Genomic DNA, 25,831 nt, shown 5'->3' with positions numbered 1-25,831 from the left:
TCGTTCGGGGTTGCCACGGGAACAGCGTGCATCGTCATGGATGGATCGACTCGCCCAAGGCTCGTGACGCGCGGTGTTCCTCTCCTGATTTCACTGGGCGTGTTTTCCCAAGCGGCTGTTGCTCAAGTCGATATCACCGGCGGCTCGCCCAGCCAGGTTCCGAATATCGCGGGCTCACCGCGCACCGCCTCGCTCGACATGCAATCGCAAGAAACGCAGTCGCTCGTGCTCGAGATCGTCGTCAACGGCACGAACCTGGGCGAGCCGTCCAACTTCGAGTTGCGTCACGGCCAACTCTATGCCGAGCGCGCCACGCTCGAGAATGCGGCCATCCGGGTCGACGACTTACATGCCGATGCAGACGGATGGATCGCCGTTTCATCGATTCCAGGCGTGCGCGCCACTTATTCGTCCGCGCGTCAGCAGGCGCTTCTTGACGTCGACCGGTCGCGTCAGATCGCGCAGCGCCTCGGCAACCGGCTTCCGGTTACACCGAAGGCAACGCCCGGCACCGGCTTCGCGCTCAACTACGACGTGACGTACACGCGCCAACTGGGCGAAATGGCGGCCGGTCAGTTCGGCGTCTGGAACGAACAGCGGCTCTTCAGTCCGGCGGGCGTATTCGACAACACCGGCACTTACCTCAACGGCGCCGGAACCAACGGCTACACGCGGCTGGACACGAACTGGGTCTATTCGAATCCGGCCAAACTCATGACGATGACGTTCGGCGACGCCATCTCCGGCTCACTCGCGTGGACGCGCTCGGTGCGATTCGGCGGCTTCCAGATACAGCGCGATTTCAGCCTGCGCCCGGATCTCGTGACGTTTCCCCTGCCGATGTTCAGCGGATCGGCCGCGGTGCCCTCTGCCGTCGACTTGTATATCAACGGTCTGCGCCAGTACAACGGCAACGTCGCGCCGGGTCCGTTCCAGATCGCGCAGGCGCCCAGTCTGACAGGCGCGGGCACGGCGCAAGTGGTCGTGACCGATGCGCTCGGCCGTCGCGTCACGACGAGCGTGCCGCTTTATATCGACACGCATCTGCTGTCAAAAGGCCTGTCGAGCTATTCGGCGGAATTCGGCTTTCTGCGCGACGATTACACGCTGCGCTCCTGGTCGTACGAGGCATCGCCCGTCTTCAGCGGAACCGCCGCGTATGGCATCACCGACTGGCTCACACTGCAAGCCCACGCGGAAGGCGGGCAAGGTTTGAGCAACGCCGGCACGGGCGCGATCGTGCGCGCAGGCCAATTCGGCGTCTTCAATGCGGCGGCCGCGGGCAGCAAGCTGAATGGCGCGACCGGCGCGCTTTTCAGTCTTGGCTACCAGTACATCAGTCCTGCGGCTTCGCTGACGCTGCAGACCACGCACGCGACCAACAACTATCGCGATATCGCGGCCCTCGACGGCACCTCTGTGTTTCAGCATGTTTACCAGGCGACCGTATCGGTCGCGTTAATGCGGTCGCAATCGGCAACAGTAAGCTACATCGATTCCGAAGACACGTTCTCGGGACACGCGCGCGTCGTCACGCTTGCGTACAACGCGCAGATCGGCAGCCGCTGGTCGCTTTTCGCGAGCACGTATCGCGACTTTCTGCAGCGCGGAGTATGGGGCGGTTCGATTGGCATAACCATCGCGCTCGGCGGCAATACGTCGGTCAGCACGACGGTGGCGCAGTCGGGTGGACACACGACCGCCGATGTCACCGCATCGCGTCCCGCCGACTACGGTGGCGGTTGGGGTTGGTCGGTTCAAGGCGGCGCCGGTGCCGATTATCGTCATGCCTTCGCCGGAACGACTTATCGCTCGAAGTTCGGCGATTTCGAGGCGACCGCGCAGCGCTTCAACGGCACGACGGCGCTCAGCACGGACATGGCGGGCGGCATCGCGATCATGGACGGCGCCATCTTGCCGACGCGCACGGTCACCGACGCGTTCGCGCTCGTTTCGACCGATGGCGTCCCCAATGTTCCTGTCACGCAGGAGAACCGCTTTGTCGGCGTGACGAACTCGAAGGGCTATCTGCTCGTGCCGAATCTGACTTCCTATCAGCGCAATCAACTCGCGATCGACCCGCTCGCGCTGCCGCCAGACGCATCCATCGACAGAACGAAACTGGACATCGCGCCGCAGCGGCGCTCGGGTGCGCTCGCGCACTTCGGCATGTCGCGCTATCAGGGCGCGTCGGTGAGTTTCGTCGATACCACGGGCGCGCCCTTGCCCGCCGGCGCCGTGGCGACGCTCACGAGCACGGGCGAAGCGGCGATCGTCGGCTACGACGGCGTTGCATTTTTCCGCCGTCTCGATTCAGACAACCACGTGACGATTCACGAGGCGAAAGGCGACTGTTCAGCCGGTTTCAGGCTCGACCCGCCGAAGGCCGGAGACCTGCCACAGCTCGGGCCGATCACCTGCCAGCCGGACAAGGGCAAGAGCCAAAAGGAGAAATGACATGCACGCACCGCTTCGCCGCACGCACGGCTCGTTTCGTCCCGTCAGATACGCGCTCGTGTTTCTCGTGCTCTGCGCGCTCTCTGGCGCGGCGCGCTCGCAAACCTGCACGTTTTCGGTGGGCTATACGGATTTCGGCTCCATCGATGTGACGGACACCGAGCCCGCCGATATCGTCGGCGGCATTCACATTCTGTGCAGCGGCTATTCGACGGCGATGGTTCGCATGTGCCTGAACATCGGCCACACCGACTCGCGCACGCTCATTGGCCCAAGCGGCGCAACGTTGAACTACAACCTCTACGTCGATCCGGACCATCAAGGTGTGTGGGGATCGGTCACGGCGCCCGACACCGTGCCGCTGACGCTCGATCTTCCCGTTCATCCGGGCGGCAAGGTCTGGGAACATGAGCCGTTCTATGGACGCATTCCGCCTAACCAGCCCGTACCGAACGGCACGTACACCATGCCGTTCAGCGCCTCGGACACCTACTTCGTCTATGTGGGATACACCGGCACGCCACCCGATTGCAAGACGGCAACGGCGCCCTATACGAGCGGTCCGTTCACGGTTACGGCGACGGTCGGCCCGACTTGCACGATAGACGCGTCGCCCCTCGTCTTTCGGGAGGCGAGCCTGCTCGACCAACCGATCGAGTCGACGAGTTCGTTGCGGGTGACGTGCGTCTCGGGCATGCCCTTTTCGGTGGCGCTGGACCGCGGCATGACGCCCGGCGCGACGACCACCAACCGCAAGCTCGCTCGCCAGGGAGGGACAGAGACCATCGACTATCAGCTATACATCGACCCGACGCACAAGGTGCCTTGGGCCGATGGCACGAATGGCACGACGATGGCCTTCAATACTGGAACCGGCCAGCCGCAAACGCTCGTGGTCTATGGCCAGGTCCCGGCGCAGGAATCGAAACCGCCTGGAAGGTATCGCGACACCATCATGGCACTGATCGTCTTCTAGCAACGATCAGCGCGCAGCCGGGCGCAACTCAGTCGCGCACGCAATCGACGAAGTATTCGATACGCCCGTTGATCACCTCGCCCACGAGCCCGTGGATGTCGGTATGGAAGCCTGGGAAGCGTTCGTTGAATTCGCGCGCGAAACGCAGGTAATCGACGATCGTGCGATTGAAGCGCTCGCCCGGAATCAGCAACGGAATGCCCGGCGGATACGGCGTGAGCAGAATGCTCGTCACGCGCCCTTCGAGTTCGTCGATAGGCACGCGGTCGATTTCGCGGTGTGCGAGCTTAGCGAACGCTTCGGACGGCTTCATGGCCGGCTCCATGCTCGACAGATACATCTCGGTAGTCAGACGCGCGATGTCGTTTGCGCGATAAACACTGTGAATCTGCTCGCACAGATCGCGCAGGCCGATGCGCTCATACGATGGATGCTGCGCGATGAATTCCGGCAGCACGCGCCATAGCGGCTGGTTGTTGTCGTAGTCGTCCTTGAACTGCTGGAGTTCGGTGACCATCGAGTTCCAGCGGCCCTTCGTGATGCCGATGGTAAACATGATGAAGAACGAGTAGAGCCCGGTCTTCTCCACGATAATGCCGTGCTCGGCCAGATAGCGCGTGACGATGCCGGCCGGAATGCCCGTGTCGCCGAAACTGCCGTCCACGTCGAGTCCCGGCGTGATGATGGTCGCCTTGATCGGGTCGAGCATGTTGAAGTTTTCCGCGAGCGCGCCGAAGCCGTGCCAGCGGTCGTTCGGCTTCAGCATCCAGTCTTCGCGGTCGCCTATACCCTCTTCGGCCAGCGCCTCCGGGCCCCAGACCTTGAAGAACCAGTCGTCGCCGTATTCGTCGTCGACCTTGCGCATGGCGCGGCGGAAATCGAGCGCTTCCGCAATCGATTCCTCGACGAGCGCCGTGCCGCCCGGCGCTTCCATCATCGCCGCGGCCACGTCGCATGACGCGATGATCGCGTATTGCGGGCTCGTCGACGTATGCATGAGGTACGCCTCGTTGAAACGATGCCGGTCGAAGGTGCTGTTCTCGCTGTCCTGCACGAGAATCTGCGACGCCTGCGAGATGCCCGCGAGCAGCTTGTGCGTGGAGTGCGTGGCGAACACGAGCGCGCCGGTACGCGGCCGGCCCGCGCCGATCGCGTGCATGTCCTGATAGAACGAATGGAACTCGGCGTGCGGCAGCCAGGCTTCGTCGAAGTGCAGTGTATCGAGCAGGTCGCCGAGCAGGTCCTTGATCATCTCGACGTTGTAGATCACGCCGTCATACGTGCTTTGCGTGATCGTCAGAATGCGCGGCTTGATCTTCGGGTTCTTCGCGAGCGCCTCGCGCGCGAACGGATTCGCCTCGATCTTCTTGCGAATGTTTTCGGGCTTGAACTCGTCGCGCGGAATCGGTCCGATGATGCCGAACTGGTTGCGCGTCGGCGTGAGGAACACGGGGATCGCGCCCGTCATGGTGATGGCGTGCAGGATCGACTTGTGACAGTTGCGGTCCACGAGCACGATATCGCCCGGCGCCACGGTCGCGTGCCACACGATCTTGTTCGAGGTGGACGTGCCGTTGGTCACGAAGAAGAGATGATCCGCGCTGAAGATGCGCGCCGCGTTACGCTCGGACGCCGCGACCGGCCCAGTGTGATCGAGCAACTGGCCGAGTTCCTCGACGGCATTGCAGACGTCCGCGCGCAACATGTTCTCGCCGAAAAACTGGTGGAACATCTGTCCGAGCGGATTCTTCAGGAACGCGACGCCGCCCGAGTGTCCCGGACAATGCCACGAATACGAACCTTCTTCTGCGTACTGCACCAGTTCCTTGAAGAACGGCGGCGCGAGCGAATCCAGATACACCTTGGCTTCGCGAATGACGTGCCGTGCAACGAACTCCGGCGTGTCCTCGAACATGTGGATGAAGCCGTGCAGCTCGCGCAGGATGTCGTTCGGCAAGTGGCGCGAGGTGCGCGTCTCGCCGTACAGGAAGATCGGGATGTCCGCGTTGCGGCGGCGCACGGCGTTGATGAACGCGCGCAACGCGACGATAGCCGAAGCCAGTTCCGGCGTGTCGCCTTCCACGACGACGTTATCGGCATATGGCAGGAGTTCGTCGTCGTCGATCGACAGAATGAAGCACGACGCGCGGCTCGACTGCTGCGCGAAGGCCGCGAGGTCGCCGTAGCTCGTCAGGCCGAGCACTTCGGCGCCTTCGCGCTCGATCGCTTCGGCAAGCGCGCGAATGCCGGAACCCGAGATATTCTCGGAGCGAAAGTCTTCGTCGATGATGACGACGGGAAAGCGGAACTTCATCGTGCGAATCTCCAAATGGAACGACCGCTGCCCGAGACTGGAAGCTCGACGACAGCGGTCTTTCGACAAGCGTATGCGGTGTGCGTTTCTTTGAGAAGCGAAGGAATCAGGTTTTCGGCAGGGTAACGCCGTGCTGCCCCTGATACTTGCCGCCGCGATCCGCATACGACGTCTCGCAAATCTCGTCGCTTTCGAAAAACAGAACCTGCGCGACGCCTTCGTTCGCGTAGATTTTGGCAGGCAAAGGTGTCGTATTCGAGAATTCGAGCGTGACGTAGCCTTCCCATTCCGGCTCGAACGGCGTCACGTTCACGATGATCCCGCAACGCGCGTAGGTGGACTTGCCGAGACACACGGTCAGGCACGAGCGCGGAATACGGAAATATTCGACCGTGCGGGCAAGCGCGAAGGAATTCGGCGGGATGATGCAGACATCGCCCTTGAAGTCGACGAACGATTTCTCGTCGAAGTTTTTCGGATCGACGATGGTGGAATTGATGTTCGTGAAGATCTTGAATTCGTCGGCCACGCGGATGTCGTAGCCGTAGCTCGACGTTCCGTACGACACGATCTTGCGGCCGTCTTCGGTCACGCGCACCTGATCGCGCACGAACGGCTCGATCATCTTGTGCTCTTCGGCCATGCGCCGGATCCACTTGTCGGACTTGATGCTCATAGGGACGCTACCCAGCGTTGCGGCTCGCGGTCATGCGACCGGACGCCTGCGGTGAAACGGGGCATGGCGGCAGCGATTTTGTCGCGCGCTGCGGCCAAACGGAAAGCGCGTATTTTACGCGAACGACGCGTCGTATCGGCGACGCTCGACCGTGATCGACCATTCGGATGATACTCGCGGCGTCTTCATCGATCAGCGCCGGATGACGCCGCATGCGAGCGCCGGTCCCACGTTGTGCGGACTGGCGGCGTAGGGATCGGTGGCTTCGCGATGCAGCACGATAGCGCGTGAGATGACCGAGCGCACGCCGTCGAGCGACACGTCCGTCGCCACGAAAAAGCCCGTGGCCGATCCGGTGGAATCCGCGTGAATGTTGCCGAGTTCGCCTTCGAGACGCGCGGTGGCGCGCTTGCGCTCCGCCGGCAGCGCGAAGACCGGGCTTGCGTCCTGATCGTCCATGGCGATGCAGTCGCCGCGCTCGTGAACCTGCAGCGCGTGATCGCTGTCGGGCGCCATGTCGATCAGGCTATACGACACCTGAACGCCGTCCGCGCGCTCGATCAGCGTGATGGTGCCGCGCGCCGCGTTGCCAGGCGTCGGCTGAAGCACCGCGTCGGCGCGTTTCTCGTGATTCTGGAAGATGATGCCGCAGCCGCTCACGAGAACACTACAGGCGACGAGCGCCGAAGCAAGTCCGGCGTGCGCCGCCCTTCCGTCGAATCTATGTCTCATGCGATCCTCTCGGCGGCCCGCCGACACCCGGTGCATCCGCGCGGCCGCCCATAGCAGGCGACATGATACCGCGAGCCGCACCGCACAAGGCTTCGGCGAAACGCGTCCAAGCGCGCCACATCAAGTGTTCTGCACGACGATGCTCGGAAACTTCGACGTCATGTCGCGCTGACGATCGGCAATGGCAATCGCCACGCGCCGCGCAATCGCGCGATACGTCTCGGCAATCCGGCTTTCCGGCTGCGAAACGACTGTCGGCTGACCGGCATCGGTGCGTTCTCGAATCGCGATATCGAGCGGCAACTGGCCGAGAATCTCGACGCCGTATTCCTTCGCCATGCGCTCGCCGCCGCCCGCGCCGAAGATATGCTCCTCGTGCCCGCAATTCGAGCAGATATGCGTGCTCATGTTCTCGACGATGCCGAGAATGGGAATGCCGACCTTCTCGAACATCTTGAGGCCCTTCTTGGCGTCGAGCAGCGCGATGTCCTGCGGCGTGGTGACGATCACCGCGCCCGTCACCGGCACTTTCTGCGAGAGCGTCAACTGAATGTCGCCCGTGCCCGGCGGCATGTCGACGACGAGATAATCCAGGTCTTTCCAGTTGGTCTGACGCAGCAGTTGTTCGAGCGCGGAGGTGACCATCGGGCCGCGCCAGACCATCGGGTTGTCCTGCTCGATCAGAAAGCCGATGGAATTCGCCTGAATGCCATGACCGATCAGCGGATTCATCGACTGGTTGTCGGGCGACTCGGGCCGGCCGGAGATGCCGAGCATCATCGGCAAGGACGGGCCGTAGATGTCCGCGTCGAGCATGCCGACATTGGCACCTTCCGCCGCCAGCGCGAGCGCGAGATTCGCGGCTGTCGTGCTCTTGCCGACGCCGCCCTTGCCCGACGCCACCGCGATGATGTTCTTGACGTTCGGCAGCAGCTTCACGCCGCGCTGTACCGCGTGCGCGACGACTTGCGAGGACACATCGACGACGACGTCTTCCACGCCGGGAACCGCACGCAACGCATCCTCGACCAGTTTGGCCGTGGCCGCGAACTGCGTACGCGCCGGATAGCCCAGTACGACGCTCACCGAGACCGTGCCGTTTTGTAGCGAAACGTTGCGGATACTTTTGGTATCGACGAACTTGCGGCTGGTGTTCGGATCGGTCAGTGTGGCTAGTGCGGCGTCGATCTTCGCGCGGTCGATACTCATTGCAACTCCATGGAATGGTTTGTGCTGATGCGACGGCGCATTGCAACAAACTGAGGAAAGTGAAAGTAATTGTTAGAGCCGTTGCGCCGCGTCCCCGCGCATTGCACTATTGCGCGCGGTAATTGTTTCCGGGGATGCATCGCCACTGGCGACTGACGCGCTCTCATTTCTCATAATTGTAGAGGTTCGTCCGGACGCACGTCCGAAGACCCTTACGTACTGTCGGCGCGGCGCGCCGAATCGCTCGTTGATTCAAGGAGATCAAACATGAAGTTGAAGTTGATGACCCGTTTGTCGGTTTTCGTCGTTGCTGGCGCACTGGTCGCGGGCTGCGCGACGGAGCAGGGTAACAATGCGGCGGTCGGCACGGGCGTCGGGGCCGCGACCGGCGCTGGCCTCGGTGCGATTTTCGGCGGCGGCAAGGGCGCGGCAATCGGCGCGGCTGCAGGCGCGGCTGTCGGCGGTGTGACCGGCTACAACTGGCAAGCCATTCGCAACAAGATTTCCGGCGACTCGAAGGGCACCGGCACGCAGGTGACCGAGCAGCAAGACGGATCGCTCAAGGTCAACATACCGAACTCGATTTCTTTCGACACCAACAGCTACGCGATCAAGCCGACGTTCGATCCGGTTCTGAACTCCGTCACGCAAACGTTGCAGCAGCATCCGGAGTTGATCGCCAACGTGATCGGCCATACGGATAACACCGGCACGGCGGCTTACAACCAGACGCTGTCGCAGAATCGCGCGCAAAGCGTGGCTTCCTATATCGCCACGCACGGTGTCGCCGGTCAGCGTCTCTCGTCGCAGGGCATGGGACAGAACCAGCCGATCGCCGACAACTCGACCGAAGCAGGCCGCGCGCAAAATCGTCGCGTGGAAATTTACCTGCGCGCGACGGCACAGCCGGGCCAAGTGCAATAAATTTCTGATTTATAAGGAGAATCGGCAGATGCCGGCGCAGCGTGGCAAAGCGCGCGAAGCCGCCTGAAAAAAATTTGAAACTTGGGCGCACGGCGCGTGTCTGTCTTTACGGTAGGCGCGCGGCGAGGCCGCCACCTGCCATTCTCCTCTTGTCGTTGTTGCTCCGGGGCCCGGTTTTGGACCCCGGTTTTTTTTGGTGCGATGGTTTTCGGCTGCCGCGCCCAAGTCTCCCCGCCTCCCCGTCTTCCTTCCCCTCCCTGCTAAAATCGAAAATCGCTTTTTTTGCGTTCTTCGATCAACTTCTGCATTTCCTCCGGGCCGCGCCTTATGTCAGCACCGATTTCAGCCATCGCCACCGCCGCGCCCGCCGTCAAGAACGGCGCTCGCCAGATCCTCGTCACGTCCGCGTTGCCGTATGCGAACGGTCAGATTCATATCGGCCATATGGTCGAATACATTCAGACGGACATCTGGGTTCGGACGCTGCGCATGCATGGCCACGAGGTCTACTACGTCGGCGCCGACGATACCCACGGCACGCCCATCATGCTGCGCGCCGAAAAAGAAGGCATCACGCCGAAAGCGCTGATCGAACGCGTTTGGAAAGAGCACAAGCGCGACTTCGACAGCTTCGGCATTTCCTTCGACAACTATTATTCGACCGATGCCGAGGAAAACCGCGTCCTTTGCAACGCCATCTACGCCGCGCTCCAGGAAGCGGGATTGATCGACGCGCGCGACATCGAGCAGGCCTACGATCCGGTCAAGGAAATGTTCCTGCCGGACCGCTTCATCAAGGGCCAGTGCCCGAAGTGCGGCGCGAAGGACCAGTACGGCGACAATTGCGAGGTTTGCGGCTCGACTTATCAGCCCACCGAACTCATCAACCCGTATTCGGTGGTGTCGGGCGCGACGCCCATCCGCAAGATTTCCACGCATTATTTCTTCCGCCTGTCGGACCCGCGTTGCGAAGACTTCCTGCGCGGCTGGGTCGGCGGACTCGCGCAGCCCGAAGCCACGAACAAGATGCGCGAATGGCTCGGCGACAAGGGCGAGGCCAAGCTCGCCGACTGGGACATCTCGCGCGACGCGCCCTACTTCGGCTTTGAAATCCCCGGTGCGCCGGGCAAGTACTTCTACGTCTGGGTCGACGCCCCGGTCGGCTATTACGCAAGCTTCAAGAATCTCGCGGACCGTATCGGCCTGAATTTCGATGAATGGGTGAAGCCCGGTTCGAAGACCGAGCAGTACCACTTCATCGGCAAGGACATTCTGTATTTCCACACGCTCTTCTGGCCCGCGATGCTCGAATACTCCGGTCATCGCACGCCGACGAACGTGTTCGCGCACGGCTTTCTTACCGTCGACGGCGCGAAGATGTCGAAGTCGCGTGGCACGTTCATCACGGCGCAAAGCGTGATCGATACCGGCATCAATCCGGAATGGCTGCGCTACTACTTCGCGGCCAAGCTGAACAGCACGATGGAAGACATCGACCTCAACCTGGAAGACTTCCAGGCGCGCGTGAACAGCGATCTCGTCGGCAAATACGTGAATATCGCGAGCCGCGCGGCGGGCTTTCTTCTGAAGCGCTTCGACGGCCGCGTGCAGGACAGCGCGATGCAGCATCCGCTGCTTGCGCAACTGCGCGCCGCGATTCCGCAGATTGCGGGCTTCTACGAGTCGCGCGAATACGGCCGCGCGCTGCGCACGACCATGGATCTCGCCGATACCGTCAACGGCTACGTCGATACCGCGAAGCCCTGGGAACAGGCGAAGGACCCGGCCAACTCGGTCGCGTTGCACGAGACTTGCAGCGTGAGTCTGGAGGCGTTCCGCCTGTTGTCGCTTGCGCTGAAGCCGGTGTTGCCGAAGCTGATCGAAGCGGTCGAGGCGTTCCTCGGCATCGCACCGCTCGTCTGGACGGACGCGCACAAGCCGCTGTCGTCGGCCAATGCCGTGAACGCGTACAAGCATCTGACCACGCGCGTCGACCCGAAGCAGATCGAGGCCTTGCTCGCGGCGAATCGCGAGTCGTTGCAGGCAGCGCCGGAAGCGGCCGCTGCTTCTGCCGCTGCTACAAGTGCGAGTGCGGCTAAGAGCGCGGCGCCCGCCAAGAAGCAAGCGAACGAAGAGACGCCAGGCGTCATCTCCATCGACGACTTCTCGAAAATCGATCTGCGTATCGCGAAGATCGTCGATTGCAAAACGGTCGAAGGCTCCGACAAGCTCTTGCAACTGACGCTCGATATCGGCGAAGAGAAAACGCGCAATGTGTTCTCGGGTATTCGTTCGGCTTATCAGCCGCAGGATCTGATCGGCAAGCTGACCGTGATGGTCGCCAATCTCGCGCCGCGCAAGATGAAGTTCGGCCTGTCGGAAGGCATGGTGCTGGCGGCGTCCGCTGCCGACGAGAAGAAGGAGCCGGGGCTCTATATTCTCGAACCGCATGGCGGGGCCACGCCGGGAATGCGGGTGCGCTGAACGACAACCGCGACGCTCGAAACAGGAACGCCCCTCTTGAGGGGCGTTTTTTTTCGGACGTCTGTCCGTGGCAAGCAACCTGAGCAGCGCTGCCCGGCGATGCCTATTGATAGGTCATGGTGAGAATCATCGACGTGTTCGCCGGACCGGGCGTCACGGTACCGGTTCGGTAGTAACGCGCCTTCATCGGGATGACATAGCTGCCACCCGTGGAACTGTTGTAGCCGGAGAATGCCTTGGTCGTGCTCAGCGGAAACACCGCGCCGGAGCCATCCAGTAGTTGCACGCCCACGCCCGTGGCCGACGACGAGCCATTGAGCGCCACGACGGATTGCGAACTGTTAAGCACACTGGTCGTGGGATCGATTTCATACAGGACGCCATTCATTCCCGAGGGACAATTGTTGAGGCTGATGTTGAACGGGACCGCCGCGGTAGTCGCACCGACAGACGCCATCTCCACCGGAAAATGGGTGCCGAGCGGCACCGGCACATCGGGGGTCTGGCAGGTAAGCGGGACGACCGTCACCGCCGGGACGATCAGATAAAAAGGCGTGGTGCCCGGGCTGTCCGGGACAAAATTGATCATGGAGCTGGAGCTCGCCAGCGTCTGCGCGCCCAGCACACCCGCCGCGCTCACAACGCCTGTCTTCACGAGCGCAACTGCCCAACGCCCATAGTTTTTGAGGTTGGAGCCAACGGCGGTACAGGTCCAGCCCACGTAGGGCGCCCGCACGGAGGGCGACACCACGTCGAGCCAATCCACACCGCCACACGAACTCGGCTCGCCGTCGAACGCGATGGCCATGCCAACGCCGGGCACATTGGTCTGCAAGACCGTATAGGACGCGAGACCTGGACCCGGTGTGCTCGCAATCGTCACGCTGCTTTTCGGCCATGCGACATTCAACTTCGAATACATGCCGGAACCGGATGTCGTCGACATGGTGCACACGTAGTTGACCATCGACGTGATGCTCCAGGGCGCCAGAATGGCGCCCACCGGCAAGTCGCGCGGCACCGAAATCGTCGCGGGGAGAATGGCCTGCACACTCTGACCTCCGCCCGTGCAAGCGTCGGCCCATGCGTCCTGCATGCCGCCTGTCAAAACCAGCGCGCTCGACAAGATGATCCAAGCATATCGTCGCAGCCGGGCAAATCCGATGCCTTTCATATCGCTATTCCGTCAAAGGGTGTCGAAGTCACGCGCGCGTCAGTTGTAGGTGAAGTTGACCGTCGCGGAGGTCGTCACCGTGCCCGCTGTCATCGTTCCAAGACGATAGAACTGCGCCACCATCGGAATGGTCATGGCGTTGGTCGCGTCCACTTGGCCCCGATTGGACGTGTTGCCGAGCGTGACGACCGTACCGGTGGTCGCGCCCGCACTGCTCGCCTGCAGCAGTTGCACGCCGGTCTGCGTCGCGGTGCCGGTGTTCTTGAGCACACTCGGAACGGTGTCCGACTGGCCCGATACGGCCATCGATACCGTGGTGCCCGGCGTGCAGTTGGTCAGCTTCAGGCTGAACGCCGTGGGATTCATCGTCGATCCCACGCTCGGAAAGTCGAGGATATTGGCGCTGCCCAGATTGATCGTCTGATTCGCCGAAGCGGTGTCCACCGTGCAGGACGGGGGCACGATGGTGCCGGTGAAGTTGAGCGTGGCATCCGCTCCGAATGCCGAACCGGTCGCGGTGACGGCGATGGTGACGGCGAGATTAGCCAGAAGTGATCCAAGTGTGCGCATAGTCATTCAAACGTGTTCATGTTGCCGCCGCTCGTGCGGGTCTTTGTCGATTGCAGATTCATGTCGTGGAGATATCGGCTTAGTTGCAGGCTGCATCCGCGAAGGCAGTCGATGCCGCCCGGCTCCCGTCGGCTTCGGGCAACGCGTAATGCACCTTGCAACTCTGATCGGCCGCCGAGCCCCAACGGGCGATCAGATCGCCACTCGCGGCCTTGCTATACAACATCGCGCGGCTGCCCTGCGTCACGGCGCCAACGGATTCGCCGCTCGCATCCAGCACGTCCGCGCCGAACGGCACCGGCTCGCCGTTCAGACGACGCAAGCGCAAGACGATTGCGCGGCCTCGGTCTTCGGTATCGAACTTCACGAGCGACACCGCGCCGGCCGTTGGTGCAAAGTGCTGCTCGGTGGTCTTGAGCTGCACGCCCATCGGCAAGCCCTTGGTGTCGATCTCCACCGCGTTCTGCGAATACGGCTGCATGCCCGCCACGGCCGCGCGGCCGGCGCCGTTCAGACGCACGCCGGGCGAACTGGCAATGCGCGCTCCGGCGGCATCGTTCGCCTCGACAATCGCCAACGTGTCGCCGCTTTGCGGTGACAAGACCAGACCGCCCCCGTACGCGACCACGGAACCGGACGCACCCGCGCCTGCCTGCGTGTATCCGTTGGCGCGGCCAACATTCGCGCGCAACTGCGCGACAGGTGAGAAATAGCCGACGTTGGCGCTAAGGCTGTCGCTGTGGCTGCCGGGATCACCCGATGTGTGGCCCGCGCTCACGCCGTAGTTCATCTCATAGTCCTTGCCTAGCGTGCCCGTGAAGGTTTCCTGAATCTGGTTCGTGTTGTCGCGCGAGTCGTGCGAGAAGCTCGTCGTCGAATTGGCGATGTTCGTGCCCAGATCGAGGGGAACGCTCAGCGTGAGCATCACGCGGTTGTCCCAGTTCGCGGTTGACGTGTCGAGTTCGCGCGAAGCCGAAACCCCCACGCCGACGCGCCCGACGTTCGTGTTGTAGCCGACCTGGAACGCGGTATCGTTGCCATGCTTGTTCCAGTAGTTCTGCGTGTAGCCCGATGCGTAAATGGAGCCCCACTTGTCGAGGTTCTGGTTGAGCGTGAGCTGCAGGCGACCTTTCTGGATGCCGTTGCTCATGAACGCGGTGCCCTTCGACTCGAGGTCGCGCAGGTTCATGGCGTCGCGGAACCCGAGGAAGCCGCTCGTCGAATAGCGGTACGCCGCGAGCGTGACGTCGGTGTTCGTCGGCGTGAAGCTGCGCGAGAACGAAAGGCGAAGGCTCTGTCCGCTCCGGCTGCCGGATTTCGGCAGATTCGCATTGGCTTGCGTCGCGTCGAAGGCGAATGCACCGACCGACGTGTTGAGCGACGCGCCGAGCGCCGCCGAAATGTAGTCTTCGGCGACGATCGAGCCGCCATATAGCGTGACCAGGTTGTTCACGCCGTGCTGCACACCGGCCTGCACGACATACGGATGGCCCGATTCGCTCGAATTGCGATACTGGCCCGCTGCCACGTTCAAGCGCCAACGCCCCTCGCGCAGCGAATTCACGGGCGCGGCATACGGCACGGATGCAACGTGCTGGCTGCCGTCCGCTTCGGTGACGATCACCTGCAGGTCGCCGCCGTAGCCGGTCGGGTAGAGATCGTTGATCTCGAAAGGACCCGGCGCGACCGTCGTCTCGTAGATGAGATTGCCGTTTTGCTTAACCTGAACGTTCGCGTTGGTATTGGCGATACCCCGCACGATCGGCGCATAGCCGCGCTGCGATTCCGGGTACATGCGGTCGTCGGTTGCGAGTTGCACGCCGCGCACGCCGAACGAATCGAAGATCGAGCCGTCGGTGTAGGAGTCGCCGAGCGTCAACTGGCTCTTGAGCGGAATCAGCGAGCGCTGCACATTCGTCTGCAGGCTCTGTGCATGCGTGCCGCCAAACGACGATGTCGTGACGTTGCCGTTGTAGCGAAAACGCCAGGCGTCGAAGTTGAGACCCGCCGTCACGCCCAGATAACCCTGAGTGTTCGACACGCCGCCGCCATCCGAGCGATACACGTTGGCGTTGTACTGCAAGGTCGCGGCTGGCACGCCTTCGTCCCACAGCTTCGGATCGACCCAGCCGCGCGCGTTGCGGCTCATCATCGCTTGCGGCACGCTCACGTCGAGGCGCTGTTCGCCCATGTCGAAGGTGGCCGTCGCCTGCGGGATCAGGTCCGGCAGCGCCACGCCGCCCGTGCTGTTCGCGGCGTCGAGTTGCGCTAACGCGGAATCGGGCAGGCGCATGGTATCGACGCCCGCGCGCGCGAGCAGATCGCGATCGAAGACCGGGACCGCGCGATGATCCGGCGCGCCGACATTGCGCAACGTGATGGCGGTCATGCCAAGCCACACGCCGTTTACGTACAGTGCGGCGCGGTAATTGCCGGCCAGTGCGATGTTGCCCTTGTCGAAGCGGCTGACGTCCATGACCGCCGCGCCAGCAAAGCGCAGGAAGCCCGGGTCGAACTCCACGGCCTCGGGCGCGGCTGATGCGGTCGATGCGGTCGATGCGGCCGATGCCGTCGAGGTCGATGCCGTCGAGGTCGACGCCGTCGATGCAACCGTCGCACCACTCGATGCAGCCTTAACATCGGACGAGGCCTGAGCCCGATCCGGCCGCACCCCGGACGATGACGAAGTGTCCGTGCGAGCCGGCGTGTTTGCATCGGCCCTGGCATGCGCCGCGGCGAAGGCGAGCATCACGGCGACGCTGGTCCGACTCAGCGAGAGAGCGAACCTCGAATTCGATTCCATGCAGCGTTCATTCATATCGAGCCGGATTCGCGGGCAACACCGCTCCCCACCGATGGGAAACATCGGCATCCGGGGCTCGCTGCCTCGCGACGATTAAGTCTTGGTGTACGTGAACGCCAGGCTATTCGCGCCCGGCGTGTGGCCGACCGATGGCGAAGGAATCGACATCCTTCGCGTCGCTCGTGAATCGGTCAGATAGCCCGCATGCAGCGCGTCTCAGTGGATCGCTGCCTCGTGCTTCGTGGGACCGCCGTAGTCGTTCAGGGTCGTGAACGAGACCTGGCCGTTCGCGGTCGTCTTACCGGACAGTGGCAGCGTGAGCTCGCCACCCGGCGGCACCATGCCGCCTTCATCGAATCGGGCGGCATGTTCGCCTTCGCCCACATGAGCGTCGATGATCGTCACGTGATAAGGCGTCGGATTCGAAACCACGAGCGCGGACTTGCCGCCTTGCGACGACAGCCGCCATGTGAGCTTGCCCGGTGCGTCGTCGGCGCTGCCCGGCAAACCTTGCGGGCGAAAGAAAAACTTCAGGCGCGAGCGGAATGCGAGCTGGACGTAGTTCGCGCCGGCCTGAGCTTCGGTTGGCTTCGGCGGCACTTCCAGCATGTTGAACCAGAGCAGGGTTTCGCGATCTTTCGGCAGCGCTTCGCCGGTATACGCGATACGGACGGTCTGCGCCTTGCCCGGATCGATACGCGCAAACGGCGGCGTGAGCACGAACGGGAGATCGATCTGAGCCGGATCGACCTTGGGATCGCCCTTGTCGAGCCACACCTGCGTCAGGGCCGGCGATTTTCCCGCGTTGGACAGCTTAAGCGTCACCTCGCTATCCGTGGCGTTGTACACCACGCGCGTGCCCGCGACGACGACGGACGCATTGGCTGCGAACGGCAGGATCGCAACGAGAGCGAGCACACCCGCTGTCACTGCGCTAAAAACGACTTTTCGGAGACTCATGACATTCAACAAAATTTGCGGTGACGCGATGACTCGACCCCGCGCGCCGTGCGAGGGTTAAACGAAGACGCCGCGAGGGCGTCCTCGTTCGCGAATCGACTTACTGATAGACCATCGAGTAGGTCACCTGGCTCGTCACCGTGCCCGCGGTCGCGGCGCCCATTGGCGAGTTGTACTGCGCTGCGTATTGCAGGCTTGCGCTGCCGCTCGTGATCGCAACGTCTTGCGACTGCTGCGCGCCGTCGGCCTTGCTCACGTCGATGGCTTGCCCCGAGCCGTTGTAGTCCAGCAACTGGACTTCCACGTTGGTCGCCGTGCCGTTGTTCTTCAGGTTGCCGTCGGCCAGCGTGTTCGCGCCGTATTCCCAGAACGTGTGCACGTTGCCCGTAGCCGGCGTGCAGTTGGACAGCACAATGTTGAAACCGGTGGCGCCCGCGGAAGAGCCGGCGTCCGTCAGTTCCGCTGCGGCAAGCGCCGGCAGCGTCACGGTGAAGTTGTTGCCCTGGGCATTGCCGCTTACCGTGCACGTGTTGGCCGTCAGCTCTCCGTTGATGGTCAGCGTGCCACCGTTACCTGCCGGTGCGGCGTGCGCGGCAGCGCCTGCCAGAGACATGGACACCGCGACCAGCGGAAGAATGATCTTCTTCATAATAAGTATTCCTTAGTCGTCACCTGAGTGACTGAGCCCGATTTGAAAATTCGTCAGGTCGCGTCGTGAACAAGATATTCATACTCGCTTCCTGACGAAAGGCTGAGTATGCTGACTCGGGCCATGCGAACGATTAGGAACACGCTTAAAACCACAAACTTCCTACATAAATCGTTGATGTAGCGCATCCATATTGAGAATGTTCTTGCGGGTTTTTGCGCACCTTGAGAACGACTCAGATCGGAGGCAGGTCTCGGGACCAGAGAAAGACATCGGTTACGGGCGCGGCGTAAAAACAAAAAGGGGCATGCGATCGACTCGCAAGCCCCTGGCCCCTTACGTCTTCAAAGCGATCTACTCCGTGGTCGACTCCACCTCGGATGCCGCCGCGGCCGACGAAGCCGCCGCCCGCTCCGACCGCGTGGGCGTCGTCGACGAAAAGAGCCGCATCCACGAATTGAAGCGCCGTGTGTAAGACAGATCGACGCCCTGGAACGTCCCGCCATACGCCGTCACCGACCAGAATCGCGACAGGCTCAGTGTCGCCTTGATCGCGTTGCTGGCCGATTGCAGACCCTGCTCGTAACCAATCACCAGCCGCTCGTTGATGGCCTTGGCGATCATCACCACTTGCGGATCGGTCAGGCCCACTTCGCTCGAACCGATGGTGAATTCATCCAGCCCGAAGGTCTGCGCAATACGCTTGCCGCCCGTGCTGCCGAGCAACGCGAGTGCGCTCGTCATTGCGCTCTGCTGGCCGACGTTATTGCCCTGATCCGTGCCATGACCGAACAAGAGCCACGAGAGCTTTTCGTTGTCAGGCACGCTCGGTTCGGAAATGAGTTTGGCCACGGGCGCCTGCACCGTGCCCGTCACCTGCACGCCCGCCTCGACTTCCTGATTGCGCCGCATCGCGAGGACATTGATGCCGGGGTTCGCCACCGGTCCGTTGAACGTGAAGAAGCCGTTCTCGATGTTGAGCTTGCGCCCGAACGCCGTGTAACTCGAACCCGGCGTCGTCACGCGCACATTGCCGACCGCGCGCAGCGGCATGTTCGGCGCGCTCGTCACGCTGATGACGCCGGCAAGCCCGAGATCCGCGCCGGCGCCCTTGAAGCGAAAGCGCTGCCCCAGGTCGATGTCGATATTCGCGCGCGGCGTGAACGGTCCAACCGGTTTTTCCGCTGCGGCCACCGTCTGCTTCGTCGTGTTTTCGCCCTTGATGGTGCCATCGGGACGTTCGATGACCACGTCGTCGCCGAGCGATGGCGCGCCGGATTCCGGCAAGTCGAACAGCGCGTGATCGACGGTGAACTTGCCGTTGATCGCCATGCCGCCCTGCAATCCCGCGTTCGCGATACTCGCGCTGCCCGAAAGCGACAATTGCCGGTCGGGCGAAGCGAACAGTTCCAGCTTGTCCGCGATGATGCTCGCAGTGAGGTCCGGCTGTGCCTGATCGAGCCGCACCTTGCCCGTCGCGCGCAACGTGCCGCTCGCGCCGTGGAACTCCACCTGCTGGAAGTCCACCAGATTCTCCGACAGCGCAATGCGAATGATGCCGTCCTTCAACTGAACGCCCTGATCGACGACCGTCGCCGAAAGATTGTCGCCCGTCAGCGACCCCGACAGATTCGGCTTGGCGACGATCCCCGCGATGCTCAACTTGAGCGCAAGCTTGCCGCCCAGCAGATAGCTCGGGCCGAGCAGCCCGCCGGTGGTGCGCAGTTCGGGGATATTCGCGTTGATCGCGCCGGAGAGCGGCGCTTCGTCGACCACGGTCAGCATGCCGTCGCGATTGGCGAGCGGCGTGTGCGCGTTGGCATCGATCACGCCGATGCGCGTCGCCTGCGCGCGCAGCGTCGCGTTGAGCGTATTGCCGTTGGAGAAATCGGCGCGCGCCGAGATGTCGTTGATGCCGAGCGCCGAGACGCCACGGGTGCCTTCCACGGTCACATCGCCGCTGCGGCGCTTGAGCTGCGCATAGCCGGTCGCCGTGGCGCCGAGCGAGAAGTTCCAGTCGCCATCGAAGACGAGGTCGGTGCGGATCGGTGGCTCCTCGCCCGTCATTTCCTGACGCACGGCCAGAAGCCGCGGCACCGAGAGATTCGTCAACGTTCCGGCCGACTGGATGCGGCCGTGATCGAGCGCGAACGACTTGAGATTGAGCGCCGCGCCTTCCGCGACGAGCCGCGTCGCGCCGAGCACGAGCCTGGCCGGACCGTAGCTCACGGTGAGCGGCTGTTCGAGATTGACCGACGGCGTGCCCTTGTTGGTGAGCTTCGTGATCGTGCCGTCCCAATGCGGGCCGTCGGCGGCATCGGTGAACTTGCCGTTCGCGCCGAGCGCGAGATTCACCGGCTGCCCCTGAACCTTGCCGGTCGCGGTCACGTCGAGCGTGTGATGCATGCGTGTGCCGTTGAGGTTCGCATCGAGCGTGGCGACTTCGATGCCCGAGGTGCTCGCATCGCGCGCTTTCAGCGTGAAGACGAGCGCGCCGTTCGAGCCATCGCGAATGTCCGCGCGACCTTCCGCATGACCGACGCGGTTCGCGCCGAACACGACGCCATCGGCCTGATAATTCGCCGCCACGTTCGGATGCGCAATCGAGCCGGTCAGATCGCCGTCCGCCTTCACCGTCCCCGCGAGACCGAAGCCGAGGCGCTCGAGTTGCGGCGCATCGACGCGAAAACGCAGCCGGTCGCCGGGCGCGCCGAAACTGCCGTTCAGATCGACATCGTTGCCCGCGACAGACAACTTGGCCGCGCTTGGCAAGAGCCGCATGCCCGCCAGTTGCACCGTGCCTTCGCCGGTGAGCGGCAAGTTGTCGTACATGCTGTCGGCGAGTTTGAAGGTCGCCTTGGTGGTGAGTTCGGGCGCGAGTCTGCCGGATGCGGCCAGCGTGCCGTTCACGCGCGCCTCGATCGCGCGCGCGGGCGCGGCGGGCTTCTTCTGCGTGCCTTTCCTGACGGGCGCGGGCTTCGGCTGAAGCAACTGCTGCGTGAGCAGAAGCGGATTGAAGTCGATGAATTTCGCCTTCAGGTCATAGCTCGAATTCGTATCTTTCTTGAGCACACCGTTCGCTTCGACGCGACCCTTGCCGACGGTCAGCTTGACTTCGTCGAGCGCGGTCTGCTTCGGGTCGAGCTTCACCTTGGCTTGCGCGCGGATCGCCGCTTTCGGATCGTTCAGGTCGGCGGCGATGGTTTGCGTATCGCCCGCGAGCACGACGCTGATCGGCCCGGAGAAATCGGTCGGACGCACGCTCGCTTCGATTGCGTTGAGGTCGAGCTTCGCCACCTTGAGGTCGAACTTGCCGTCGCCGCCCTTGAGCGAGCCGCCACCCGTCACGGTCGCGTCTTTCACGAGACGCACGTTGAGATCGGTGATGCTTTGCGCGGAGGCATCGAGCCGCACGTTGGCGTGCGCGTCGATGAGCGGCAGCAGCTTTTTGTCGATGGCGCCTGGCTTCGCGTTGACGATCGACACCGGCCCGCTCACCACGAAGCCCGGCGCGTTCTCGACCGGCTTCACTTCGGCGCTCACGGCGAGGTCGGCGAACGGCGCGCCCGGGCTGAACGCCTGCGGATTGACGTGATCGACATTGACGATGGCAAGCTTGAGCGGCACGTCGCCGAACGGCAGCGCTTCGACATGCGCACGGCCGTTGAGCTTCATGCCGCTGGCGTCGATATCGGCAATGAGGTCTTCCAGCGAGCCCGATAACCGCGCGCCCACCTGCACCGCTTCGCCGTTTAGCTTGCCGGTGTAGCCGGCATCGCCGGAAAGCGGGAACGGACGCGCGCCGCCGTCGAGTTTCGCGGATGCCGTCACCGCGCCGAACGGCGTGTCGAGCCGCTGCACCGTCGCCTGATGATGCTGCCCGTCGCTGCCGCCGTTAAAGAGCAGGCGCGAGAATTCGGTGGTCGTCGCACCCTGATGCAACCGCAGCTTTTCCACGCTCAGGTCGCGGATGGCAAGCTGGATCGGCAGGCGCAAATCCTTCGGCAATTCCGTTTTCGTCGACTTTTCTTGCGAAGGCGCGATGCGCGCGTCGATGGTGCCGACATGCAGATAATCGATGGTAAAGCGCAGCGGCTCGCGCGTGAGCGCCCAGCGTCCCGAAACGCTGTCGACCGCTATGTCCGTGCCCTTGCCGTCGGGACTCTTCCAGTGGACATCGCGCAGACTCACGCCGGTGGCGATAGCGCCGCCATCGAGCTTGCCGGTCAGCTGACCCTTGAGCAGCGATGTCGCCGCCTGCCACGCGTAACGCGTGCCGCGCTCGGTGTTGAGCACGAACAACACGGTGCCGATGGCAAGCACGACGATCAGAACGATGACCAGTGCGAGCACGCCCAACCAGCGCATGAAACGCCTGAAGCCGCCGCGGCGCGGCTTTTTATCGTCGCCGGAACCGCCGCTGCCGCCGTTATTGCCGCCGCCCGCGTCAGCATCGGACGCAACGACGCCGCCCGCCTCATCCCAACGCGGCTCGTCCTTGCTTCCTTGTGCGCTCGATTCCGTCATGCCCTTGATATCCACCATCGCTCGTGCGCCCGTTCAGAACGCAATGCCGAGCGTCAGATACGGCTTGATGCTCTTGTTCTTGAGCCCGTAGGCCACGTCCACGTTGACCGGCCCGACCGGACTGCGCCAGCGCGCGCCGACGCCCACGCCCGGCTGGAAGACGCGCTCGCTCCAGGTATCCGTCGCGGTACCGATGTCGAAGAACACCGCGCCGCCCCAATCGTGCGTGAACCAGTGCTGATACTCGCTGCTGCCCGTCACCATGTACTTGGTCGGCAAGATCGATCCCGCCACATTGTTGCCGATACTCAGATAGCTATAACCGCGCACCGAATTCGCGCCGCCCGCGCGAAACAGCAGGGACGCCGGCACGCCGCTCGACGGCCCGCTCGTGAACACGCCGCCGAATTCCGCGCGAAACACGAAGAGATCGTTCTTCGTGATCGGCAGATACTGCAGCGCGTTGGTGTAGAGACGCGCAAAGGTCTGATCGGTCATCAAGCCTTTCACCGCGAAGCTTGCTTCCGCGCGAATGATGTTGCCGCGACGCGGGAACAGCGGATCGTCGACATCGCGGCGCACCCACGTCCACGCGGGCACGAGCGCGCGCGCCGTCGACGGATTCGGCTCGTTCTGCGTGATGCGGTCGTCGTAGAAAGCGAGCGAATACGTCGTGTCGATGTTCTGCGTCGAACGCGAGCGCTGCACACCCACGCGTCCGCTATAAATCTTCGTGCTCGATACGTCGGTTATGGTGTAGGAGCCGAACACCGCGTTGACCCAGCCGCGCGAATCGGGCGGCATCGCGAGTTGCACGCGGCCGTACTGCTGCGTCTGATCGAGCCGGCCGGAAATGGTGAACGGATAGGCCGCGTTGAACGTATTCAGATAGCTGTAGGCGCCCTGCACGTGAAAGCCGGTATCGGTCGCATAACCCACACCGTAGCGAATGCTGTTGTACGGATACTCGCTCACCTTCAGATGCACCGGCGTTTCGAGCGGCTTGTTGACGTCGTTGTCCGCGTCGATGGCTACGCTCGCGTAATACGGCGTGTTCTGCACCTGGCGTTGCAGTTCGTTCACGCGCGAGACGTCGTAGATTTCGCCCGGATGAATCGGGTTCACGTTGTCGATGATCTTTTCCGGATAGCGCTTCGTGCCGCTGATATCGAGCTTGCCGAATGTGAAGGTCGGACCGCTGTCGAAGGTCACGGAGAGATCGGCGAGGTGCGCGCGCGGATTGATGCGCGCCTGCGAGCGCACGATTTTCGCGCCGAGATAGCGCCGCGACTGGAGCGCGCGCAACGCGGCGTTCTTGGCGTCGTCCCACGCGCCTTGCGAGAACGGATCGCCTTCGTTCACTGAAAACGCGAAACGCGCGGCGTTCTCCTGATTGCGGTCTTCGGTCGTCACCGCGCCCGTGAAATGCAGTTGCACGGAGGCGATCTTCGTTTGCGGACCTGGATCGACGCTGACGGTCACCTTGCGCTTGTCGCCATCGGTCGTCACGTCGGTGCGCACGACCGGCGTGAAATAGCCTTCGGTCGCGACGAGGTCGCGCACGTCCTTCGGCGCGGCGGTGACGAGGAACTGGAACTGGTCGTCGCTGACGTCGTCGCGCTTGGCGAAGCGCGACAGATCGAGATGGTCCTTCAGCAGCTTCTTGACGCTGCGCGGCGCATCGATGTCGATGTCGTACTTGGCGAACGCAGGCCAAGCGGCCGCCAGGAGCGCACATGCCACGAAGCTGCGCAGGGCAGCCGGCAAGCGCTTCATTCCGGGCGACGTGGACGTCGCCATGTGCGGCCGTTTCGGCGGACAGGCGCGCAACGCGCGCAGCGGATCAAACGAACGCCCCGCCAAACGTGACCTCCGGCATCTGGATGAATGAGACTGAAAGATGAACCTCGAACGCGCGGCTGCAATGCGATGAGCCGGTCACGGCGCGCAGGCGCTATTTCACCACAGCTTCGCATGGGAACCGAGCACGGATGTGCAACGGCGGCTTGCGGCGGTGTGGTTTGCCGCGTGCCGTCCGCGGACCGCTGCCGGGCGCGCTGTCGTGCGGTTTTGGACGGTCAGACGCTCGCGGGGTTCCGCGGGTTCCAATAATCGCTTACGTGGCAGCCCCAAGTCCCATGCGTTACCGCTTCACGCTTGCTGTAAAATCCTGGAGATCGAACCCAGTGCCGCGCGGCATCGGCGCCAGCAAAGGCTGCCGGGCGCGTCGTCCCTATTCACCGCATCGAGCCAACGGAAAACCGATCATGTACCAGTCGGACATCACCCAGTTCATCAATCAGTTGAAAAGCCAGAAGCCGACGCTCGAAGACGAACAGCGTCGCGGCCGCGCGCTCCTGTGGGACAAGCAGCCGGTCGACCTCGACGAACGCGAACGCCAGCAAAAGGCGCGCGTGAACCAGACGCCATACGTCTACTACCAGAACTTCTGAACGTGAGTACAGCCGGCCGCGAGCCGCAGTCGCCCCGCCGTCAGGCCCCGGACGACTCGCGAGATGAACGGGCCGCCGCGCTCGCCAAGCCTGCGACCGACTCGACGCCCGACACCATCGACGGCGTCGCTTTCGCGCATCTCTACGGCGAGCCGCTCTGGAAGCTGCCAACGGATCTATACATTCCGCCGGACGCGCTCGAAATCTTTCTCGAAGCGTTCGAAGGCCCGCTCGACCTGCTGCTCTACCTCATCCGCAAGCAAAATTTCAACGTGCTCGACATTCCGATGGCGGATGTCACCGCGCAATATCTCGGCTATGTCGATCAGATTCGCGAGTCGAATCTCGAACTCGCGTCGGAATATCTGCTGATGGCGGCCATGCTCATCGAGATCAAGTCGCGCATGCTGCTGCCGGTCAAGAAGGCCGACACCGGCGAGGACGCCGAAGACCCGCGCGCCGAACTCGTGCGCCGCTTGCTGGAATACGAGCAGATGAAGCTCGCCGCGCAACGTATCGACCAGTTGCCGCAACTCGGCCGCGACTTCCTGCGCGCGGACGTCTATATCGAGCAGGCGTCGACGCAACGCTTCCCCGACGTCGACATGAACGACCTGCGCTCCGCCTGGGCCGATGTCATCAAGCGCGCGAAGCTCGTTCAGCATCACCGGATTTCGCGGGAAGAACTCTCGGTGCGCGAGCATATGAGCGTAATCCTGCGGCGCCTGCAGCATGCGCGCTTCATGGAGTTCTCCGAGCTATTCGATCCCACGCGCGGCGTACCGGTGGTCGTGGTGAACTTCATCGCCATGCTGGAGTTGTCGCGCGAATCGCTGATCGAAATCACTCAGGCCGAGCCTTTTGCGCCCATTTACGTGAGACTCGCGTACTCTCCCGCTTAAAAGCATTTTCTCTACCCTTGC

Annotated in this window: 17 protein-coding genes; 6 read left to right on the top strand and 11 right to left on the bottom strand. The window is 62.9% G+C overall.

What is annotated here, in order from left to right; translation table 11 throughout:
* Positions 1 to 36 precede the first annotated feature (36 nt).
* Positions 37 to 2,457, top strand: a complete 2,421-nt coding sequence (locus LDZ28_RS03245) for a fimbria/pilus outer membrane usher protein (RefSeq protein ID WP_244827291.1) — start codon at positions 37 to 39, stop codon at positions 2,455 to 2,457.
* Between the two features lies 1 nt (position 2,458).
* A complete protein-coding gene (locus LDZ28_RS03240; protein ID WP_244827290.1) occupies positions 2,459 to 3,433 on the top strand; it encodes a spore coat U domain-containing protein in 975 nt (324 codons plus the stop codon).
* A 28-nt stretch (positions 3,434 to 3,461) separates the two neighbouring features.
* On the opposite strand, the gene LDZ28_RS03235 is transcribed toward LDZ28_RS03240, so the two are convergent.
* The 4 genes from LDZ28_RS03235 to apbC form a co-directional block, all read right to left on the bottom strand.
* Entirely contained in the window at positions 3,462 to 5,747 is a 2,286-nt protein-coding gene (locus LDZ28_RS03235) for an arginine/lysine/ornithine decarboxylase (protein WP_244827289.1), read from the bottom strand.
* A gap of 106 nt (positions 5,748 to 5,853) precedes the next feature.
* Positions 5,854 to 6,423, bottom strand: a complete 570-nt coding sequence (gene dcd / locus LDZ28_RS03230; protein ID WP_086972352.1) for a dCTP deaminase — start codon at positions 6,421 to 6,423, stop codon at positions 5,854 to 5,856.
* A 192-nt stretch (positions 6,424 to 6,615) separates the two neighbouring features.
* Positions 6,616 to 7,155 (bottom strand): superoxide dismutase family protein, encoded by a 540-nt coding sequence (locus LDZ28_RS03225; protein WP_244827288.1) that lies wholly within the window; start codon positions 7,153 to 7,155, stop codon positions 6,616 to 6,618.
* Positions 7,156 to 7,275: 120 nt separating this feature from the next.
* The gene (apbC, locus tag LDZ28_RS03220; RefSeq protein ID WP_244827287.1) at positions 7,276 to 8,364 is read right to left on the bottom strand and encodes an iron-sulfur cluster carrier protein ApbC; all 1,089 of its coding nucleotides are present in this window, start codon (positions 8,362 to 8,364) and stop codon (positions 7,276 to 7,278) included.
* Between the two features lie 267 nt (positions 8,365 to 8,631).
* Here apbC and LDZ28_RS03215 point away from each other — a divergent pair, with 267 nt between their 5' ends.
* A complete protein-coding gene (locus LDZ28_RS03215) occupies positions 8,632 to 9,288 on the top strand; it encodes an OmpA family protein (RefSeq protein WP_244827286.1) in 657 nt (218 codons plus the stop codon).
* 327 nt (positions 9,289 to 9,615) lie between these two features.
* Positions 9,616 to 11,772 carry a methionine--tRNA ligase gene (gene metG / locus LDZ28_RS03210; protein ID WP_244827285.1) on the top strand — a complete coding sequence of 719 codons (2,157 nt, stop codon included), beginning with the start codon at positions 9,616 to 9,618 and terminating at the stop codon, positions 11,770 to 11,772.
* Positions 11,773 to 11,875: 103 nt separating this feature from the next.
* On the opposite strand, the gene LDZ28_RS03205 is transcribed toward metG, so the two are convergent.
* The 7 genes from LDZ28_RS03205 to LDZ28_RS03175 form a co-directional block, all read right to left on the bottom strand.
* The gene (locus LDZ28_RS03205; protein ID WP_244827284.1) at positions 11,876 to 12,946 is read right to left on the bottom strand and encodes a fimbrial protein; all 1,071 of its coding nucleotides are present in this window, start codon (positions 12,944 to 12,946) and stop codon (positions 11,876 to 11,878) included.
* A 39-nt stretch (positions 12,947 to 12,985) separates the two neighbouring features.
* Positions 12,986 to 13,522 carry a fimbrial protein gene (locus LDZ28_RS03200; RefSeq protein ID WP_244827283.1) on the bottom strand — a complete coding sequence of 179 codons (537 nt, stop codon included), beginning with the start codon at positions 13,520 to 13,522 and terminating at the stop codon, positions 12,986 to 12,988.
* 73 nt (positions 13,523 to 13,595) lie between these two features.
* Positions 13,596 to 16,319 (bottom strand): fimbria/pilus outer membrane usher protein, encoded by a 2,724-nt coding sequence (locus LDZ28_RS03195; protein ID WP_244827282.1) that lies wholly within the window; start codon positions 16,317 to 16,319, stop codon positions 13,596 to 13,598.
* 216 nt (positions 16,320 to 16,535) lie between these two features.
* Positions 16,536 to 17,279: a fimbria/pilus periplasmic chaperone gene (locus LDZ28_RS03190; protein WP_244827281.1), complete on the bottom strand. Its 744-nt coding sequence runs from the start codon at positions 17,277 to 17,279 to the stop codon at positions 16,536 to 16,538.
* A gap of 100 nt (positions 17,280 to 17,379) precedes the next feature.
* Entirely contained in the window at positions 17,380 to 17,928 is a 549-nt protein-coding gene (locus LDZ28_RS03185; protein ID WP_244827280.1) for a fimbrial protein, read from the bottom strand.
* A 354-nt stretch (positions 17,929 to 18,282) separates the two neighbouring features.
* Entirely contained in the window at positions 18,283 to 22,473 is a 4,191-nt protein-coding gene (locus tag LDZ28_RS03180; RefSeq protein ID WP_244827279.1) for a translocation/assembly module TamB domain-containing protein, read from the bottom strand.
* 15 nt (positions 22,474 to 22,488) lie between these two features.
* On the bottom strand, positions 22,489 to 24,231 hold the full coding sequence (locus tag LDZ28_RS03175) for an autotransporter assembly complex family protein (protein ID WP_244827979.1): 1,743 nt from the start codon (positions 24,229 to 24,231) through the stop codon (positions 22,489 to 22,491).
* Positions 24,232 to 24,719: 488 nt separating this feature from the next.
* Between LDZ28_RS03175 and LDZ28_RS03170 the strand changes: the two genes are divergently transcribed.
* Both LDZ28_RS03170 and LDZ28_RS03165 read left to right on the top strand, forming a co-directional pair.
* A complete protein-coding gene (locus tag LDZ28_RS03170) occupies positions 24,720 to 24,908 on the top strand; it encodes a DUF3460 family protein (protein WP_244827978.1) in 189 nt (62 codons plus the stop codon).
* Between the two features lie 116 nt (positions 24,909 to 25,024).
* A complete protein-coding gene (locus LDZ28_RS03165; RefSeq protein WP_244827977.1) occupies positions 25,025 to 25,810 on the top strand; it encodes a ScpA family protein in 786 nt (261 codons plus the stop codon).
* Positions 25,811 to 25,831: the final 21 nt, after the last annotated feature.

The organism is Caballeronia sp. TF1N1 (assembly GCF_022878925.1).
Classification (GTDB): Bacteria; Pseudomonadota; Gammaproteobacteria; order Burkholderiales; family Burkholderiaceae; genus Caballeronia.
Note: the sequence above shows the minus strand (reverse complement) of the source record. Positions and strands in the feature narration are given on the sequence as shown.

Coding starts and splice junctions, on each gene's coding strand:
- LDZ28_RS03185 (WP_244827280.1), bottom strand. CDS start 17,928: ATGAAGAAGATCATTCTTCCGCTGGTCGCGGTGTCCATGTCTCTGGCA.
- metG (WP_244827285.1), top strand. CDS start 9,616: ATGTCAGCACCGATTTCAGCCATCGCCACCGCCGCGCCCGCCGTCAAG.
- LDZ28_RS03200 (WP_244827283.1), bottom strand. CDS start 13,522: ATGACTATGCGCACACTTGGATCACTTCTGGCTAATCTCGCCGTCACC.
- LDZ28_RS03175 (WP_244827979.1), bottom strand. CDS start 24,231: ATGAAGCGCTTGCCGGCTGCCCTGCGCAGCTTCGTGGCATGTGCGCTC.
- apbC (WP_244827287.1), bottom strand. CDS start 8,364: ATGAGTATCGACCGCGCGAAGATCGACGCCGCACTAGCCACACTGACC.
- LDZ28_RS03195 (WP_244827282.1), bottom strand. CDS start 16,319: ATGGAATCGAATTCGAGGTTCGCTCTCTCGCTGAGTCGGACCAGCGTC.
- dcd (WP_086972352.1), bottom strand. CDS start 6,423: ATGAGCATCAAGTCCGACAAGTGGATCCGGCGCATGGCCGAAGAGCAC.
- LDZ28_RS03240 (WP_244827290.1), top strand. CDS start 2,459: ATGCACGCACCGCTTCGCCGCACGCACGGCTCGTTTCGTCCCGTCAGA.
- LDZ28_RS03225 (WP_244827288.1), bottom strand. CDS start 7,155: ATGAGACATAGATTCGACGGAAGGGCGGCGCACGCCGGACTTGCTTCG.
- LDZ28_RS03190 (WP_244827281.1), bottom strand. CDS start 17,279: ATGAGTCTCCGAAAAGTCGTTTTTAGCGCAGTGACAGCGGGTGTGCTC.
- LDZ28_RS03205 (WP_244827284.1), bottom strand. CDS start 12,946: ATGAAAGGCATCGGATTTGCCCGGCTGCGACGATATGCTTGGATCATC.
- LDZ28_RS03215 (WP_244827286.1), top strand. CDS start 8,632: ATGAAGTTGAAGTTGATGACCCGTTTGTCGGTTTTCGTCGTTGCTGGC.
- LDZ28_RS03245 (WP_244827291.1), top strand. CDS start 37: ATGGATGGATCGACTCGCCCAAGGCTCGTGACGCGCGGTGTTCCTCTC.
- LDZ28_RS03180 (WP_244827279.1), bottom strand. CDS start 22,473: ATGGTGGATATCAAGGGCATGACGGAATCGAGCGCACAAGGAAGCAAG.
- LDZ28_RS03235 (WP_244827289.1), bottom strand. CDS start 5,747: ATGAAGTTCCGCTTTCCCGTCGTCATCATCGACGAAGACTTTCGCTCC.